The 15,981-nt window shown below is 70.1% G+C and carries 13 protein-coding genes; 5 read left to right on the plus strand and 8 right to left on the minus strand.

The features are described 5' to 3' along the window. Nucleotides 1–40: 40 nt before the first annotated feature. Nucleotides 41–1,054 carry a transporter substrate-binding domain-containing protein gene (locus EPO52_RS01100; protein ID WP_290800742.1) on the plus strand — a complete coding sequence of 338 codons (1,014 nt, stop codon included), beginning with the start codon at nt 41–43 and terminating at the stop codon, nt 1,052–1,054. A gap of 8 nt (nt 1,055–1,062) precedes the next feature. On the opposite strand, the gene EPO52_RS01105 is transcribed toward EPO52_RS01100, so the two are convergent. Beyond that, nucleotides 1,063–2,577 (minus strand): NtaA/DmoA family FMN-dependent monooxygenase, encoded by a 1,515-nt coding sequence (locus tag EPO52_RS01105; RefSeq protein ID WP_290800743.1) that lies wholly within the window; start codon nt 2,575–2,577, stop codon nt 1,063–1,065. Between the two features lie 119 nt (nt 2,578–2,696). On the opposite strand from EPO52_RS01105, the gene EPO52_RS01110 reads away from it, so the two are divergent. From EPO52_RS01110 to EPO52_RS01125, 4 genes are read left to right on the plus strand one after another with little or no spacing between them, the layout of a single operon-like run. Continuing rightward, entirely contained in the window at nt 2,697–3,959 is a 1,263-nt protein-coding gene (locus EPO52_RS01110) for an LLM class flavin-dependent oxidoreductase (RefSeq protein WP_290800745.1), read from the plus strand. Then, nucleotides 3,956–5,302: an NtaA/DmoA family FMN-dependent monooxygenase gene (locus tag EPO52_RS01115; RefSeq protein WP_290800747.1), complete on the plus strand. Its 1,347-nt coding sequence runs from the start codon at nt 3,956–3,958 to the stop codon at nt 5,300–5,302. Before EPO52_RS01110 ends, EPO52_RS01115 begins: the two co-directional genes overlap by 4 nt. Next, complete coding sequence (locus tag EPO52_RS01120; protein WP_290800749.1) at nt 5,299–6,141, plus strand: DUF1684 domain-containing protein; 843 nt, start codon at nt 5,299–5,301, stop codon at nt 6,139–6,141. Before EPO52_RS01115 ends, EPO52_RS01120 begins: the two co-directional genes overlap by 4 nt. Before the next feature lie 37 nt (nt 6,142–6,178). Continuing rightward, the gene (locus tag EPO52_RS01125; RefSeq protein ID WP_290800750.1) at nt 6,179–6,496 is read left to right on the plus strand and encodes a pyrophosphatase; all 318 of its coding nucleotides are present in this window, start codon (nt 6,179–6,181) and stop codon (nt 6,494–6,496) included. Between the two features lie 18 nt (nt 6,497–6,514). On the opposite strand, the gene EPO52_RS01130 is transcribed toward EPO52_RS01125, so the two are convergent. The 7 genes from EPO52_RS01130 to EPO52_RS01160 all read right to left on the minus strand — a co-directional run bounded on the left by EPO52_RS01130 (nt 6,515) and on the right by EPO52_RS01160 (nt 15,744). Then, nucleotides 6,515–6,856: a carboxymuconolactone decarboxylase family protein gene (locus EPO52_RS01130; RefSeq protein ID WP_290800751.1), complete on the minus strand. Its 342-nt coding sequence runs from the start codon at nt 6,854–6,856 to the stop codon at nt 6,515–6,517. Nucleotides 6,857–6,867: 11 nt separating this feature from the next. Next, nucleotides 6,868–8,055 (minus strand): aminotransferase class I/II-fold pyridoxal phosphate-dependent enzyme, encoded by a 1,188-nt coding sequence (locus tag EPO52_RS01135; RefSeq protein ID WP_290800753.1) that lies wholly within the window; start codon nt 8,053–8,055, stop codon nt 6,868–6,870. A gap of 67 nt (nt 8,056–8,122) precedes the next feature. Continuing rightward, a complete protein-coding gene (locus tag EPO52_RS01140) occupies nt 8,123–10,159 on the minus strand; it encodes a glycosyltransferase family 39 protein (protein ID WP_290800756.1) in 2,037 nt (678 codons plus the stop codon). Between the two features lie 154 nt (nt 10,160–10,313). Next, nucleotides 10,314–11,780, minus strand: coding sequence for an NAD-dependent succinate-semialdehyde dehydrogenase (locus EPO52_RS01145; protein WP_290800759.1), 1,467 nt, complete (start codon nt 11,778–11,780; stop codon nt 10,314–10,316). Between the two features lie 157 nt (nt 11,781–11,937). Next, nucleotides 11,938–12,531: an isochorismatase family protein gene (locus tag EPO52_RS01150; RefSeq protein WP_290800762.1), complete on the minus strand. Its 594-nt coding sequence runs from the start codon at nt 12,529–12,531 to the stop codon at nt 11,938–11,940. Nucleotides 12,532–12,582: 51 nt separating this feature from the next. After that, the gene (gene dacB / locus EPO52_RS01155) at nt 12,583–14,229 is read right to left on the minus strand and encodes a D-alanyl-D-alanine carboxypeptidase/D-alanyl-D-alanine-endopeptidase (protein WP_290800765.1); all 1,647 of its coding nucleotides are present in this window, start codon (nt 14,227–14,229) and stop codon (nt 12,583–12,585) included. 531 nt (nt 14,230–14,760) lie between these two features. Continuing rightward, nucleotides 14,761–15,744, minus strand: a complete 984-nt coding sequence (locus EPO52_RS01160) for a Gfo/Idh/MocA family oxidoreductase (protein WP_290800768.1) — start codon at nt 15,742–15,744, stop codon at nt 14,761–14,763. Nucleotides 15,745–15,981 lie beyond the last annotated feature (237 nt).

The following is a 15,981-nucleotide window of genomic DNA, read 5'->3' on the forward strand; positions in this document are numbered from 1 at the left end:
AAACCACCCGCACACCATCCACACACAGCAAGGAATCACCATGACAACCGTCACCGCCAAGCGGCTCCGAACGATCGGAGCGCTCGCCACGGCCGCCCTTCTGACCGCGGGCCTCGCCGCCTGCTCCGGGAGCGCCGACGCCGCCGATTCGCCGGCCGCATCCGGCACCGTCACCGTCGGTGCTGTCTCCAACGGCGCAGGCACCGAGACCGAGATCTCGGTGTCGACCGTCGACGAGATCCGCAACACCCTGCCGCAGTCGGTGCTCGACAAGGGCACGCTCACGATCGGCGTCGGCGCCCTGCCCGCCGGCTTCCCCCCGCTCGCCTTCACGGGCGACGACAACGAGACCCTCACCGGCGCGGAGCCCGACCTCGGCCGGCTCGTGGCCGCCGTTCTCGGCCTCACGCCCGAGGTGAAGAACTCCACCTGGGACAACCTGTTCGTGGGCATCGACACCGGCGCCACCGACGTGGGCTTCTCGAACATCACCGACACGGAGAAGCGCAAGGAGAAGTACGACTTCGCCTCGTACCGCGGCGACAACCTCGCCTTCCAGGTGCTGGCCTCCAACAGCTGGGAGTTCGACGGCGACTACGAGAACCTCGACGGCCTCACCGTGGCCACGAGCTCCGGCACCAACCAGGAGAAGATCCTGCTGGCCTGGAAGGACAAACTCGAGGCCGAGGGCAAGAGCCTGAACGTCGTGTATTTCCCCGACGCGAACTCGATCACCCTCGCCCTGAACTCCGGTCAGATCGACGCCCAGTTCAACCCGAACCCCGGCATCGCCTACCAGAACACCCTCTCGAAGGGCGGAGCGAATGAGACGCGCACGGCAGGCGTCTTCTCCGGGGCCGGAGAGACCCTCGACGGCCTCATCGCGGCCACGGTGAAGAAGGATTCCGGGCTCGCCCAGCCGATCGCGGATGCCATCAACTACCTGATCGAGAACGGCCAGTACGACCAGTGGCTCGCCGCCTGGGACCTCCAGAACGAGGCCGTGAAGGAGTCGCTCGTGAACCCGCCCGGACTGCCGCTCGACAACAGCTGACCGCTGCTCTAGAACACCCCGACGACCCCGTCGAAGGCACTCGCCCTCGACGGGGTCGTTCTCGTTGCGGCTTCGGTTGCGGATGCGGATGCGGCTGCCTCGGCCTGCTGCGGCTTCACGCGCGCGGGCCGGTCGAGACCGAGGTGCCCGCGCAGCGTCCTGGTGCCGTAGCCGGCCCGGAAGAGCCCGCGCTCGACGAGGATCGGCACGACCCCTCGGGTGAAGGCCTCGAACTGCTCGTGCAGGTAGGCGCTCTGCACCGTGAAGCCGTCGGCGGCACCCGACCGGAACCAGGTCTCGATGTGGTCGGCGATGTCTTCGGCCGAGCCCACCACGATCGGCAACGGGAAGAGGTGCGCCACGAGGAGGTGGCGGTAGTCGGGGGTGCGGGAGGTGCCCGGCACCCGGCCTGACCGGCGGCGCACCACCTCGAGCAGGCGCACGCCCGCCGTATTGAAGCGCTCGGCATCCGCAAGGCTCACGGGGTCGTCGAGTTCACGGTCGAGCAGCGGTACTCCGACAAGGCGTCGGATGGCCGAGGCCGTGCGATCGCGCGGCACGCCGGCCGCCGTCGCGGAGGTCGCCGCGCCTGCCGCATCCGCCACCGGCACGAGTTCGACCAGGCGATCGTAGATCGCCCAGGCATCCGCGCGCGTGGATCCCACGACGGGCAGCAAGGGGAGCACGATGGCGAGCGAGTCGGCAGCGCGACCGTGCGCCACCGCGGCCGCCCGCAGATCGCGGGCGATCGCCACCCCCTCCCGGAGGTTCGCCGGCGAGACGACGTGGAGTTCGGCGCCGCGGGCCGCGAACTCGAGAGCGCGGGCGGAGGTGTCCGAGTGCACGATTGGGATCTGCCCCTGTACGGGCCGGAGGGAGAGCGCCGGACCGGCCGCGCGGAAGCTCTCGCCCTCATGATCGAGCGCGTCGATCCTCGACCAGTCGACGAGGGTGCCGCTCCCGGCGTCGGCGACGACGGCGTCGTCGTCCCAGGTGTCCCAGATGCCCCGGATGACGTCGAGGTACTCGGCCGCGACCGCGTGCCGATGAGCCGCACGGCCGCCCACCTGGTTCGACACCGTGTGGTTCGCATCGGCGTGCGGCTCGGTGCCCACCACGATGTTCAGCCCGAACCGCCCGCCGCTCAGGTGGTCGATCGACGCGGCCGTCCTGGCCGTCGTGAACGGGTCGCTGTAGCTGGTGTTGACCGTGGCGATCAGGCCGATACGGCTCGTGGACGAGGCCAGGAACGCGACTGCGGAGAAGGGATCGATGCGCGCGAGCAGGTAGGGATCCGTGTATTCCAGATCGGGCGTGTTGGAGAACCAGTCGCCGAAAAAGAGGTAGTCGAGGTGGGCGCGCTCGGCCTCTTTCGCTTGGCGCTTCAGCACCTTGGGGTCGTCGCCCGGATCGCGATTCGCGCCGTCGACGCGCCATCCCGACGGGAACGAGCCCAAGGGACGAACCGCGGCACCGAGCACCACCTCTCCGCGACGAAGGGGCAGCGAATCGGAGACACTCATCGAACGAGCATGCGCAGATCCCGCATCCGTCTGCTCGAATGTGTCGTTCTGTGGCGTCGCGTTCCGCTTCGTGACCCGGTCGCTCCGCGAATCCACGCGGGCTGTGGTCGGCTCGGTGCATGACACGCACGCTGCACCTCGCGGTGGCGCTCGACGGCACCGGATGGCATCCGGCCGCCTGGCGCGAGCCCACCGCACGACCTGACGCTCTGTTCACCCCCGGATACTGGGCCGCCCTCGTGGCCACTGCAGAGGACGCGGGCATCGACTTCGTGACGATCGAAGACTCCTTCGCCCTGCAGTCGGCGGCTCCCGGCACAGCCGACGACCGCGTCGACCAGGTGCGCGGCCGCCTCGACGCCCTCCTCATCGCCTCCTACCTCGCCCCGCTCACGAGCCGGATCGGGCTCGTGCCGACCGTGACGGCCACGCACACCGAGCCCTTCCACGTCGCCACCGGCCTGCAGACGCTCGACTTTGCGAGCGAGGGACGGGCGGGATGGCGAATCCAGGTCTCCGCGTCGACTGCCGATGCCGCCCTCGTGGGCCGCCGCACCGTGCCCGCCATCGATCTCGAGGCCTACCGGCGAGGTGAGGCGCAGGAGGTGATCCAGGAGCTGTTCGACGAGGCCGGCGACGTGGTCGAGGTCGTGCGCCGCCTCTGGGACAGCTGGGAAGACGACGCGATCGTTCGGGATGCGGCGAACGGCCGCTTCCTCGACGGCTCGAAGCTGCACTATGCCGACTTCGAAGGGCGCTTCTTCAGCGTCAAGGGCGCCTCGATCACGCCTCGATCGCCTCAGGGCCAGCCTCTCGTGAGCGCTCTCGCGCACGCCACGATCCCCTACGAGCTCGCGGCCCAGCACGCCGACGTCGTGTACATCACGCCGCACTCCCCCGAGCACCTCGCCGAGATCCTCGCGGAGGTGCGCGACGCGGAGGAGCGGTTGCGCCCGGCCGGTCGTCCGGCCCTGCTCGTCTACGCCGACCTCGTGGTGCTGCTCGAGAACGAGCAGGCCGATGCGGAGCGGGCGCTCACCGCGCTCGACGACCTCGCCGGCGCTCCCCTCACATCCGACGCCCTCGTCGTCGCCGGCACACCGTCGGCCCTCGTGGAACGCCTGCTCGACGGACAACGACGCGGGCTCGACGGGTTCCGCCTGCGGCCCGCTCGCCTGCCGGCCGATCTCGACGCCATCGCCCACGACCTGGTTCCCGCCCTCGAGGCGGCGGGTGTGCGCACGCCCGTCTCGCCCCGTGCGGCCCGCGATCCGCGCACGCTCCGCGAGGTGCTCGGCTTCGAACGCCCCGAGAACCTCTTCACGGCTGCGACCGAGCGGGCGCCCGAATCCGCCAGCTCCAGCACGGAGGTGCACGCATGAGCGCATCCGGTCTGCGCCAGGTACACCTGGCCGCCCACTTCCCCGGCGTGAACAACACCACCGTCTGGAGCGACCCGAGCTCCGAGAGCCAGATCGCGTTCTCCTCGTTCCGGCACTTCGCCCAGAACGCCGAGCGCGGCTTCTTCGACTACCTCTTCCTCGCCGAGGGCCTCCGCGTGCGCGAGCACAAGGGGCGGGTCTACGAGGCGGATGTGGCCGGCCGGCCGAACACCCTCGCCATCCTGGCCGCCGTCGCCGCCATCACGAAGAACATCGGGCTCGTCGGCACCCTGAGCAGCACCTTCAACGAACCCTACGAGCTCGCCCGGCAGCTCGCCACGCTCGATCACCTGAGCGGCGGCCGCGTCGGCTGGAACGTGGTCACCACCTCCGACGCCTTCCACGGCGCGAACTTCCGCCGTGGCGCGTTCCTCGACCGCGACGACCGCTATCGCCGCGCCGCCGAGTTCCTCACGGTGGCGAAGTCGCTCTGGGACAGCTGGGCTCCGGATGCGCTGGTCGCCGACAAGGCGAGCGGCCGCTTCCTCACTCCGGGCGGTGTCGGCGAGGTCGACTTCCACGGCGACCATTTCGACGTGACCGGCCGCTTCACGCTGCCCGGCAGTCCACAGCGCTACCCGGTGATCGTGCAGGCGGGCGACTCGGCCGACGGCCGCGACTTCGCCGGGGAGCACGCCGACGTGATCTTCTCGCTGCACAGTGAGTTCGCCGACGCGCAGGCGTTCTACGCCGATGTGAAGGGCCGGCTTCCGGCCCTCGGCCGCAGCGAGGACTCCTTGAAGATCCTCCCCGCTATCGCGTTCGCCCTCGGCGACACATCCGCCGAGGCAGAGGAGAATGCGCGAGAGATCGCGCTCGCGCAGACGAGCGGCCCCACGGCCATCGCCTTCCTCGAGCGCATCTGGGGTCGCGACCTCACGGGGTACGACCCTGACGGCCCCCTTCCCGCGATCGATCCGGATCCCGCAGGCGCCGGCATCACCCAGGGCCGCGCCAACAACTCCGCCGACCCCAAGGCCACCGCCGACGCGTGGCGCGCGAGGGCCGAGGCCGAGAACCTCAGTATCCGCGAACTGGTCATCGCCCTCACGGCCCGGCACGCCCTGGTGGGCACGCCGAGCCAGGTCGCCGATGAGATCAACCGCTTCGTGCAGGAGCGGGCATCCGACGGCTTCGTGATCGTGGGGCACACCAACCCCCACGGCCTCGACGAGTTCGTCGATCGCGTGGTGCCCGAGCTGCAGGAGCGCGGCGTGTATCGCGAAAGCTATCCCGAGGGCGAGCCGTTGCGGCGTGCGCTCGGAGTGAGGGAGTACGCATGAGCACCACCACCGGAACCGCCACCGAGCCGGCGTCGAAATCGGCCGCAGAGTTCGTATCGGAATGGGAGCGCTGGCACGCCCAGCACGAAGCCGCCCGCGCATCCGAGCATGGCTTCCTCGCCGTGACGAGTCTCAATTGGCTCGCCACCGAGCCGCGCCGCTATCCAGATGTGCCTGGCGCGTGGTCCACCGGCGACGGCGGCCCCGTGGTCGAGCTCGCGGAGAGCGAGAGCCTCGAGTTCGAAGGCCGCACGCTCACCGGCCGCCACGCGTTCGGGCCGATCCCCGAGCGCGGCGGCGTCGAGGTGACGTTCGGCGACGCTGTGGCCGAAGTCGCCCGGCGTGGGAGCCACGACATCCTCCGCCCGCGGCATCCGGAGAACCCGCTGCGGCGTGACTACACCGGCACCCCGGCCTTCTCGCCCGAACCGGCGTGGCGCGTCGAGGGAGAGTTCGTGCCGTTCCCCGAACCGCGCTCGGTCACCGTGGGCTCGGTGGCCGAGGGCCTCGAGCACGTCTACGAGGCACCGGGCGAGGTGCGCTTCCGCGTCGGCGACGACGATCTCGCGCTCACCGTGTTCAACGGGCATGTGCCAGGGAGCTACCTCGCACTGTTCCGCGATGCGACCAGCGGCGTCACGACCTATGCGGCCAACCGCTCGGTGTCGATCGCGGCTCCGGATGCGGCATCCCGCGTCGTGGTCGACTTCAACCGCGCCACCAACCTGCCCTGCGCTTACACCGACTACGCCACCTGCCCGTTGCCCCCGGCGGAGAACCTGCTACCGATCGCCATCGAGGCCGGCGAGAAGACGCCACACGAGCGCACCACCGCCTGACGTGCGGGACGCAGACGGGCCTGCCGGCCACGAGACGATGGAGCTGATCACAGAGCTGCTCGCCGGGGTCGAGGAGGTCTCGGCGTTCTACGCCGCGACCAACGCGATCGACCGCACCGACGACTGGCTCGTTCTGAAGCTCAACGAAGAGGTGGGCGAACTGACGCAGGCCTACCTCGCCCGTGCGGGTCAGGCGCGCGACAAGGGTGCGTCACCCCACGAGCTCGACGCGGCCTTCCGCGCCGAGCTCGCCGACGTCTTCGCGCACGTGCTCCTTCTCGCGCATCGATTCGGCGTCGACATCCCGGCCGAGGTCGAGGCCAAGTGGCTTGTGTGGAGAACGCAGCTGCCGTGATCTCGCGCGGACGTCGGCTCAGTGCTCGTGGGCTCCCGAGAGCTTGAAGGCAAGGCGGCCGTGCGCGTAGCCACCCCCGGCACGGATCGCGGTGGCCACCCACGCGGCCTCGGCCAGCTCGCCCTCCGAGGCGCCCGCCTTCACGGCGTTCTGGCTGTGCGCGTCGATGCAGTACACGCACTGCGTCGTGATGCCCACGGCGAGCGCGATGAGTTCGCGGTACTTCAGCGGGATCTCCCGCCCCTCCTCCTGGAACACCGCGTTGTCGAACGCGGCGAAGGCGGCGAGGATGTCGGGCGTCTCCTTCTTGTAGACCGAGGTGTACTTCTTGTCTTCGACGCGGTCGAAATAGTCGGACATGGTGCTTCCTTTCACGGCTGCGGCACGGTGCCGCAGAGCTCCCGGGCGACGGCATCCGCCATCGCGGTGACGGCCTGCTCGAGGATGGGCCTCGGCATGGCGAACACCAGCCGCACGAACCCCTCGAAGCCCGTCCCGCACAGCGCCCCGTCGGTGAGCGTCACCCCGGCGTGCTCCCGGAAGAACGCGGCCGGTGACCCCTCGATGCCCAGCGCCCGGCAGTCGAGCCAGGCCAGGTAGGTGGCCTCGGGCATCCGGTACCCCACCTGCGGCAGGTGGGCGGCGAGGAGATCGCCGAGCAGCCGCCGATTTTGGTCGAGATAGCCCACCACCTCGTGCAGCCACTCCCGGCCGTCGCGGTAGGCGGCCGTCGACGCCACCACCCCCGGGGTCGAGGCGCCGTGCTGCACGGCGAAGCCGAAGCGGCGGTAGACGGCCTCGTCGGCAGCGTTCGACGTGATGAGCTGCGCCGACTTGAGGCCGGGCAGGTTCCAGGCCTTCGACGCACTCGTGCCGGTCACGGTGTGGGCGGCGGTCGTCGACGACAGCGACGCGTAGGGGATGTGCGGCACGCCGTCGAACCGCAGCGGCGCGTGGATCTCGTCGGCGAACACGCGACCGTGATTGCGCTCGACCACCTCGGCGATCGCCTCGAGCTCGCTCCGGGTGAGCGCCGTGCCGGTCGGATTCTGCGGATTGCACAGGATGAGGGTTCCCGCTCCCGCCCGGAACGCCGCATCGATCGCCTCGATGTCGTGCCGCCAGCGCCCGACCGTCCCCTCCTCGATGCCCGGCACCTCGATCACGGGTCGGCCGAGTGTCGGCGGGTAGCTGAGGAAGGGCATGTACGCGGGCGTGGGCACGATCACCCCCGAGCCCTCCGGCGAATACTCGGTGACGGCCACGCCGAGCGCCGCCATGACGTCGGACACCGGATGCACCCGATCGGGTTCGACCTGCCAGCCGTACTCCTCGAGCATCCAGCGGGCCGTCTGCTCCGCCAGCTCGTGGGCGGTGGCGGGCGAGAGATACCCGAGAACGCCCTCGTCGAGCGCTCGGTGCAGCGCCTCGGTGACCACGGGCGCGGTGCCGAAGTCCATCTCCGCCACCCAGGCCCCGATGGTGCCCGGGTGAAGGCTCCACTTGCGGCTCGACGGCACGTCGAGCTGGGCGGCGGTGATCGAGTCGAACGCGTGCATGTCGTCAGAATCCTCCCCCGCGCGCCCGCGCCCCGGCCTGACTGTTACGGAATGAGTAGCGGCACGATCACGGCGCGCAGTCGTAGAGACCGGTGGTCGACAGCGACGAGTCGGAGACGAGGGTGCATTCGCTGGTCACCCAGGTCTGGATCTGCGAGCTCGATGAGGTTCCGGATGCGCCTCCGCTGCCGAAGCCGCCCCCGCCGCCCGCGCCGCTCGCCGCGAGCACGTACCGCAGCTCACCGCTGGCGACCAGCTGCTGGAACGCCTCGAGCGTCGGCACCGGATCCTCCGAGCTGAAGCCGCCGATGGGCAGCACGGAGCCGCCGTCGGTCGCGGTGATGAGGCTCGCGGCGGTCTGGGCGCCGAACGTGGCCACGAGGTAGGTGGCCGATCCGCGATTCTGCTCGAGGTAGGCGATCAGCGCCGAGTCTCCGGATGAGCTCCCCACTGATCCGAGGCCGCCCGCGCCGGTGGTCGGCCGGCCCCCGCCGTCCTGTCCGCCCGTGCGCCCCGGCATGCCGCCGGGGGCGGCGCCCTGGGAGGTTCCCGGCGCGGTGCCGGTGGGTGCGCCACCTGCGCCGCCCGCACCGCCGCTTGGTCCGCCCCCGCCCCCGAACGCCCCGATCCCCGACGACTCCCCCGCGATCGGGTTGATCGAGCTCGGGTGGTTCATCACGTCGACGGCCCAGGCCGCGGGCGTGAGCAGCAGCGAGGCGCCCACGAGCACGCCGAGGCCCGCCATCCGCCAACCCGCCTGGCGCGGCTCCGCCTGCCGCGGCTCCGCCTGCCGCGCGCGTCGCCGGTGCAGCACCACCAGCAGCACTCCCGTGAGCACCGCGACGACGGCCTGCGCGATCGCGAAGCCGTAGAGGTAGCCCGGCTGGTAGAGGCCGATCAGAACGGCCCCGGCGGCGGCCGAGCCGAGCAGGACCAACTGGGCCCACAGCATCCGTGCCGCCCGCGCCCGCGCGAACGCCAGCCCCAGGAGAAGAGCCATCGGGATGGCGAGAGATGCCGTGTAGAACTGGTGCATGCCCGCCACCACGGAGAACATGGCAAGGAAGGTCACGAGCCACCCGCCGAGGAAGACGGTGACGGCTCGATCGCGCTTCAGCATCCACAGCACCACGATCGACACGAGTGCCGTCGGGATGAGCCACGCGATCTGCGCGGCCACCTGCTCGTTGAACAGCCGGAACACACCCGCCGAGCCCGAGAACGGCGGCGTGAACGAGCGGTACGCGGTGGAGTCGGATGTGGCGGAGAACCGCCCGAGGCCGTTGTAGCCGAACACCATCTCGAAGGGGTTGTTGCCGATCGTGCCGCCCACGTAGGGGCGACTGGAGGCGGGCACCAGCCACACCACGATGATCCAGGTGAGCGAGAGGGCGAGACTCGCGACTCCCGCCACGGCGACGTGCCAGAGCTTCTTCAGCCACGGCTGCCGCGTGCAGAGGTAGGCGGCGGCGAGCGCAGGCCACACCGCCCACGCCTCGAGCATGTACATCTGGAAGGCCAGTGCCACGAACGCACCGGCCCCGATCAGCCAGCCGAGGGATGCGCGCTGTACGGCCTTGGTCGCGGCCCACGCCACGAGCGCGACAGCCAGCACGAAGAACGACTCAGGCTGATTCGAGCGGGCCACCGCCGCCACGATCGGCGTCGCCGCGACGGCGGCCCCCGCGAGGAGGCCGGCGGCGGGGTTGAAGAGGCGCTTGGCCGTCACCGCCACGATCAGCACGGCGGCGACCGTGGCGATCGCGTTGGGCGCATTCACCGACCAGGTCGAGAACCCGAACAACCGCACGAAGATCGCCGGCACCCAGTAGGAGCCCGGGATCTTGTCGAGCGTCACGGTGCCGGCGGGGTCGAACGACCCGAAGAAGAAGTTCGAGAGGTTCTGACTCATCGACAGCGCGATGGCCGCGTAGTACTCCGACCGCTGGCCGGCCTGCAGGCCCCAGAGCGTGATGAACGCCGACGCGAGCCCGAGCAGCGTGAGTCCGGCCCGCCACGGCGTGAGCAGCCGGCGCCAGGCGAGTGCCTCGCGCCGGCTTCCGGCTCGCTTCTCGATACCGCTCTCGATCGCCGCAGTTGTCACGCTCGAACGCTACGACCCGACTCTGGGCGCGTGCCTTCAGCCGCCTATGGGAACGGTGTGCCCGCCGCTCAAACACCCAGATCCGTCACTTTCTGCGCGAAAACCCATTGGAATGCGCAAAAAGTGACGGATCTTGGAGTGGTGCGGCTGGCGCCTAGGAGTTGGGGATGAGGGTGTACTTCGTCGAGAGGTACTCGTGGATGCCCTCCGAGCCGCCCTCGCGGCCGAGGCCCGACTGCTTCACGCCGCCGAAGGGCGCCGCCGCGTTCGAGATGACACCCACGTTGAGGCCCATCATGCCGGTCTCGAGCTTCTCGATCATGCGCTGGCCGCGCGCCAGGTTCTCGGTGAAGACGTAGGAGACGAGCCCGTACTCGGTGTCGTTGGCGAGGCGCACGGCCTCGTCCTCCTCGTCGAACTCGACGATCGACACGACCGGCCCGAAGATCTCCTCGCGCAGGATCTCCGCACCGAGTGGCACTCCCGACACCACGGTGGGCTCGTAGAACGAACCCGCACCCTCGATGCGGTGACCGCCGGCCACCAGCGTCGCTCCGCGCGAGACGGCCTCCTGAACGAGTTCGTCGGCCTTGTCGACCGCCTTGTCGTTGATCAGCGGGCCGATACCCACGCCGGGCTCGGTGCCGCGACCGATGGTGAAGGCTCCGACGCGCTCGGCGATACGGCGCGCGAACTCCGACGCCACGCTGGAGTGCACGATGAAGCGGTTGGCCGCGGTGCAGGCCTGGCCGATGTTGCGGAACTTGGCGAGCATCGCGCCGTCCACCGCCTTGTCGAGGTCGGCGTCGCCGAACACCACGAACGGCGCGTTGCCGCCTAGCTCCATCGAGGTGCGCAGCACGTTGTCGGCGGCCTGCTTCATGAGATTGCGGCCCACGGGGGTGGAGCCGGTGAAGCTCAGCTTGCGCAGCCGTGGGTCGGCGAGGATCGGGTCGGAGACGCCACCCGAGTTCGTGGTGGTCAGCACGTTCACGACGCCGGCGGGGAGGCCGGCCTCCTCCAGCAGGCGCGCGATGAACAGCGTGGTGAGCGGTGTGAGCGCGGCGGGCTTCACCACGACGGTGCAGCCTGCGGCCAGCGCCGGTGCGATCTTGCGCGTCGCCATGGCGAGCGGGAAGTTCCACGGGGTGATGAGGTAGCACGGGCCGACCGGGCGCTGCGAGACCACCATCTGGCCGGTGCCCTCGGGGTTCGAACCGTAGCGGCCCGAGATGCGCACGGCCTCCTCGGCGAACCAGCGCAGGAACTCGCCGCCGTAGGTCACCTCGCCCTGCGCCTCGGCCAGAGGTTTGCCCATCTCGAGCGTCATGAGCAGGGCGGCGTCGTCGCGACGCTGCTGCAGCAGGTCGAAGGCGCCGCGCAGGATCTCGCCGCGCACGCGGGGTGCGATGGCAGCCCACTCGGCGGCCACCTCCACGGCGGCGTCGAGGGCGCGCATCCCGTCTTCGGGCGTGGCGTCGGCGATCGTCTTGATCACGAGGCCTGTGGCGGGGTCGATGACGTCGAGCGTCTTGCCACTGGATGAGGGACCCCAGCTTCCCCCGATGAACAGTCCATCGGGCACGGAGGCGAGGAGATCGGTTTCGGATGCAGCGCTCATGTGAGGGTTCCTTCCCAGTCGCGAGGAGTCACTTCAGCGCGAGAACGCTCGGTGTGGCGCGGAAATCGACCCCTCGACACGAGATTAGCCGTCGCGAGACGAGCGCGCCGCTGCCGAAGTGGCGACCGGCACCCGGCCGTTTGCCGAAACGGCAGCGTCAGCGATCGACGAGATCGGAGGTCACCAGGTCGGCCCCCGCGTGCGCGAGTTCGGCGATGGCCGCGCGCGAGGCATCCGGCGACACGCCCGCCACCAGATCGGTGATGATGCGCACGTGCCGACCGTGTTCGATCGCGTCGAGAGCGGAGGCACGAACGCAGTAGTCGGTCGCGAGGCCCGCGATGTCGACATCGGTGACGCCGTTCGCGTCGAGCAGCTCGTGCACCGTTCCCCCCTCCTCGGTCGTGCCCTCGTAGATGGAGTACGCGGGCTCGCCTTGGCCCTTGCGCACGTGGTGATCGATGGCCCGGGTGGTGAGCTCGTCGTGGTACTCGGCGCCGTAGGTGCCGGCCACGCAATGCACCGGCCAGGTGGTGACGAAGTCGGGCTCGGCCTCGGTGGCGAAGTGCCCACCGTTGTCGTTCTCGGGGTCGTGCCAGTCGCGGGAAGCGATCACGAAATCGTAGGTATCCGGATGCTCCGCCAGCAGCTTCGAGATGCCGTTCGCCACGGCCGTCCCACCCTCGACCCCGAGGGCTCCGCCCTCGATGAAGTCGTTCTGCACATCGATGATGAACAGCGCTTTGGCCATGACCGATCTCCTCGCGTGACGTGGTGCATCCAGTCTAGGGAGCGGTGCGGCTCAGTTGTTGGAGAGACCGTTGCCGCACTCGTACACGCCGGTGGTGAGAGCGTCGATGGCGGTCTTGGCGCTGTCGCCAACGTCGTCGAGGGCGAAGAACGCGAAGGTGAGAACGGAGCCGTCGGCCGCGCGGATGATGCCGGAGAGCGTGTAGCCCGTGTCGATCCACCCGGTCTTGGCCACCACGTTGCCCGCCGCCGGTGAGCCGCCGAAACGGCCGGCGAGCGTGCCGCTCTCGCCCGCGACCGGAAGGCCGTCGGCGATGATGCCGAGGTTGCCCTCGCGGTTGTTGATGTGGATGAAGAGCTCGCTGAGGAAGTTCGGGGGCACCCCGTTGTCGTCGCTGAGACCCGATCCGTCGACGATGGTGAGGCCGCTCGTGTTGATGCCGTAGGTGGCGAGCGCCTGCGGGATGGCGGTGTTGAGCGCGGCGAAATCGCTTCCGACGCCGAGCTTCACGGCCACGAGGCGGGCCAGCATCTCGGCCTCGGTGTTGTCGGAGCGGAGCAGGGCATCCGGGATCATCGTGGACACGGGAGCGGAGAGCACCTGGCCCAGCTGGGTGGAGCCCGCCGCGGCCACGCCCTCGGCGAGGCTCGCGTTCGGCACGCCGAGCGCGTCGGCGAAGGCCTGGCCGGCACTCAGCACGGCGTTGTCGCTGCGCGTCGACACGTTGGCGGAGGGATCGGCTCGGTCGCCGTCGACCTGCAGGCCCGTGACCTCGGAGGAATAGCCGTCGACCTGCTCCTTGCGCAGCCAGGAGGGCTGCCAGCGGTCGCCCGAGAAGATGCTGGCGTCGAGCACGATGGACGTGATGGGAGTGCCTGCCCGCGACGGATCCGCCGACCAGGCGGCGTTCACCTGGCTCGCGAGATCCTGCATGCTGGCGGAGTCGGTGTAGATGTTCGAGCTGCCGCTCGCGAGGGTGATGTCGCCACCGCCCACGAGCACGACCTGCCCGGGTGTGCTGCCCGCCACCACCGTGGTGGGCACGCGGTAGTCGGGGCCGAGCACGGCGAGGGCGGCCGCGCTCGAGAGCACCTTCATCACGCTCGCCGTGCGGGCCGGCGTGGTGGCATTGCGATCGAAGAGCACCTCGCCGGTGGCCGCATTGCGCACGCTGCCGAGGAAGGTGCCGAGCCGGCCGTCGGTGGCGAGGTCGGCCACCGAGCAGGTGCGCACGGGCGCGGGCGCCGCGGCGAGCTGGGGCTGAGTGCGGGCATCGACGGTGGGGGTGGGCGTGGGAGTCGGTGTCTCGGTCGGGGTGGCGGTGACGAGGGCGGATGCGGCGGGCGCCGCGGTGGCCCCCATCGCCGCGCCGGCCGCGAACGCGCCGCCACCGAGCACGACGAGCGCCACTGCGGCGGCCGCGGCCGCCCAGGCGCGCGGATGCCGGCGCACGATCGACCGGATCCCGCCACGCGCGCCGGCCTCGGCCTCGGCCTCGGCTTGGGCTTCGGCCGCGGCCTCAGCTTTGGCTTCGGCTTCGGCGTTGGCCACCGCGTCGGACTCCGTCGCAGACAGGGTCGGGGCAGCGGAAGCAGCCGGCGCACCGGATGCGACATCGCTCGCGGCCGCAGCGGCCTCCGCGCGTTGCTCCGCCTCGCGGCGCTCGCGCCGCGTCTGGGGAACCTGCGCGTCAGACATTCCAGCCATGGTACCCGCGCCTCGCCGACACGCCGACCCGTCGACTCGCCCCAACGCGTCGCCTGACGCTCCGAGTTGCCACATCTTGTGGCAACCCCACCCCGCCCCCTCAGCGCCCAGGCGTCGACTTGCCGCAAGGTGTCGCCTGACGCTCCGAGTTGCCACATCTTGTGGCAACCCCACCCCGCACCCACGGCACCCAGACACCGACCTGGCGCAAAGTGCCACCCCACCAGCCGACTTGCCACAACTTGTGGCAACCCCACCCCGCACCCACGGCATCCAGACACCGACCTGCCGCAAAGTGCCGCCCCACCAGCCGACTTGCCACAACTTGTGGCAACCCCACCCCGCACCCCCACGGCACCCCGACACCGACTTGCCGCAAAGTGCCGCCTGACGCTCCGAGTTGCCACAACTTGTGGCAACTCCACCCCGCACCCGCGGCTCCCAGACACCGACCTGGCGCAAAGTGCCGCCCCACCAGCCGACTTGCCACAACTTGTGGCAACCCGAGAGCGCCGGCGCGCCCTACTCGCCCGGGTAGCGGAGGCCGATCTGGGCGCGCACCTCGTCGAGCACGCGCATGATCGCCACCGACTCGTCCAGCGGCAGCAGCGGGCTCTCCCGCTCCCCCGCGCGTACCAGACGCTCGAGCTCGAGCGCCTGGTACTGCATGCCCCTCGAGGCCACGGGGGGCGCCACCCGCTCGAGCACCGTGCCATCCGGGGCGAGAACCGTGAACCCGGTGGCCTCATACCACCCGGCATCGAACTCGACCCGCGCAAGCGTGCCCACCACCGAAGCACGCACCGTGCCCGCGGCATCGATCGCACTGTGCGACAGCGACTGCCGCCCACCCTCGTGCGCGAAGATCAGCGCCGTCTGCCGGTCGACACCCGTGTCGCTGAACGTGGCGTGCGCAAGGATCTGTGTCGGCAGCCCCAGAAGATCGATGGCGAACGACACCGGGTAGATCGCGAGGTCGAGCAAGCCACCCCCGCCCAGAGCGGGGTCGTTGATGCGGTGCGCGGGATCGGAGGGCAACTTCTGGTCGTGCTCGGCGATGATGGTGCGGATGTCGCCCAGCACCCCCTCGGCCACGATCTCGCGCAGGCGCACCATGTGCGGCAGGAACCTCGTCCACATCGCCTCGAGAACCACCACGTCGGCGGCCCGGGCGGCATCCGCGATCTGCTGGGCCTCGTCGCCGTTCAGCGTGAACGGCTTCTCGACCAGCACGTGCTTTCCGGCCGCGACCGCCAGCAGCGTGTTCTCGGCGTGGAACGGATGCGGCGTGGCCACGTAGATCGCGTCGACCCCGGGATCGGCCACGAGCGCTTCGTAGCTCGCGTGCGCGGCGCCGATTCCGAATCGTGCGGCGAACCGGTCGGCCGACTCCTGGGAACGCGAGCCGACAGCGGCGACCTCGAGCCCCGCCGCGCCGAGATCGGTGACGAACTGCTCGGCGATGCCGCCGGTGCCGAGGATGCCCCAGCGGATGGACTCGGTCATCGATGACTCCGGTCGTGAAGGGTACACGTGAGGGTGATGCAGGAGCAGAACTGGGGCCGCCTCCGGGAATCGAACCCGGGACCTATTCATTACAAGGAGACCCCTTCTGGCGGAGAGCTGGCTCTGTTGCAAAAATCGTGAAGCTTGAGCATGCTTGGCGGAGATTGGACGGACGGAACGATGACGGATTTCAAGTGGCGCCATTTCCAGGGTGATGTGATCCTGTGGGCGGTGCGC

The sequence above is a fragment of the Herbiconiux sp. genome (assembly GCF_004297105.1).
In the GTDB taxonomy this organism is placed as follows: domain Bacteria; phylum Actinomycetota; class Actinomycetes; order Actinomycetales; family Microbacteriaceae; genus Herbiconiux.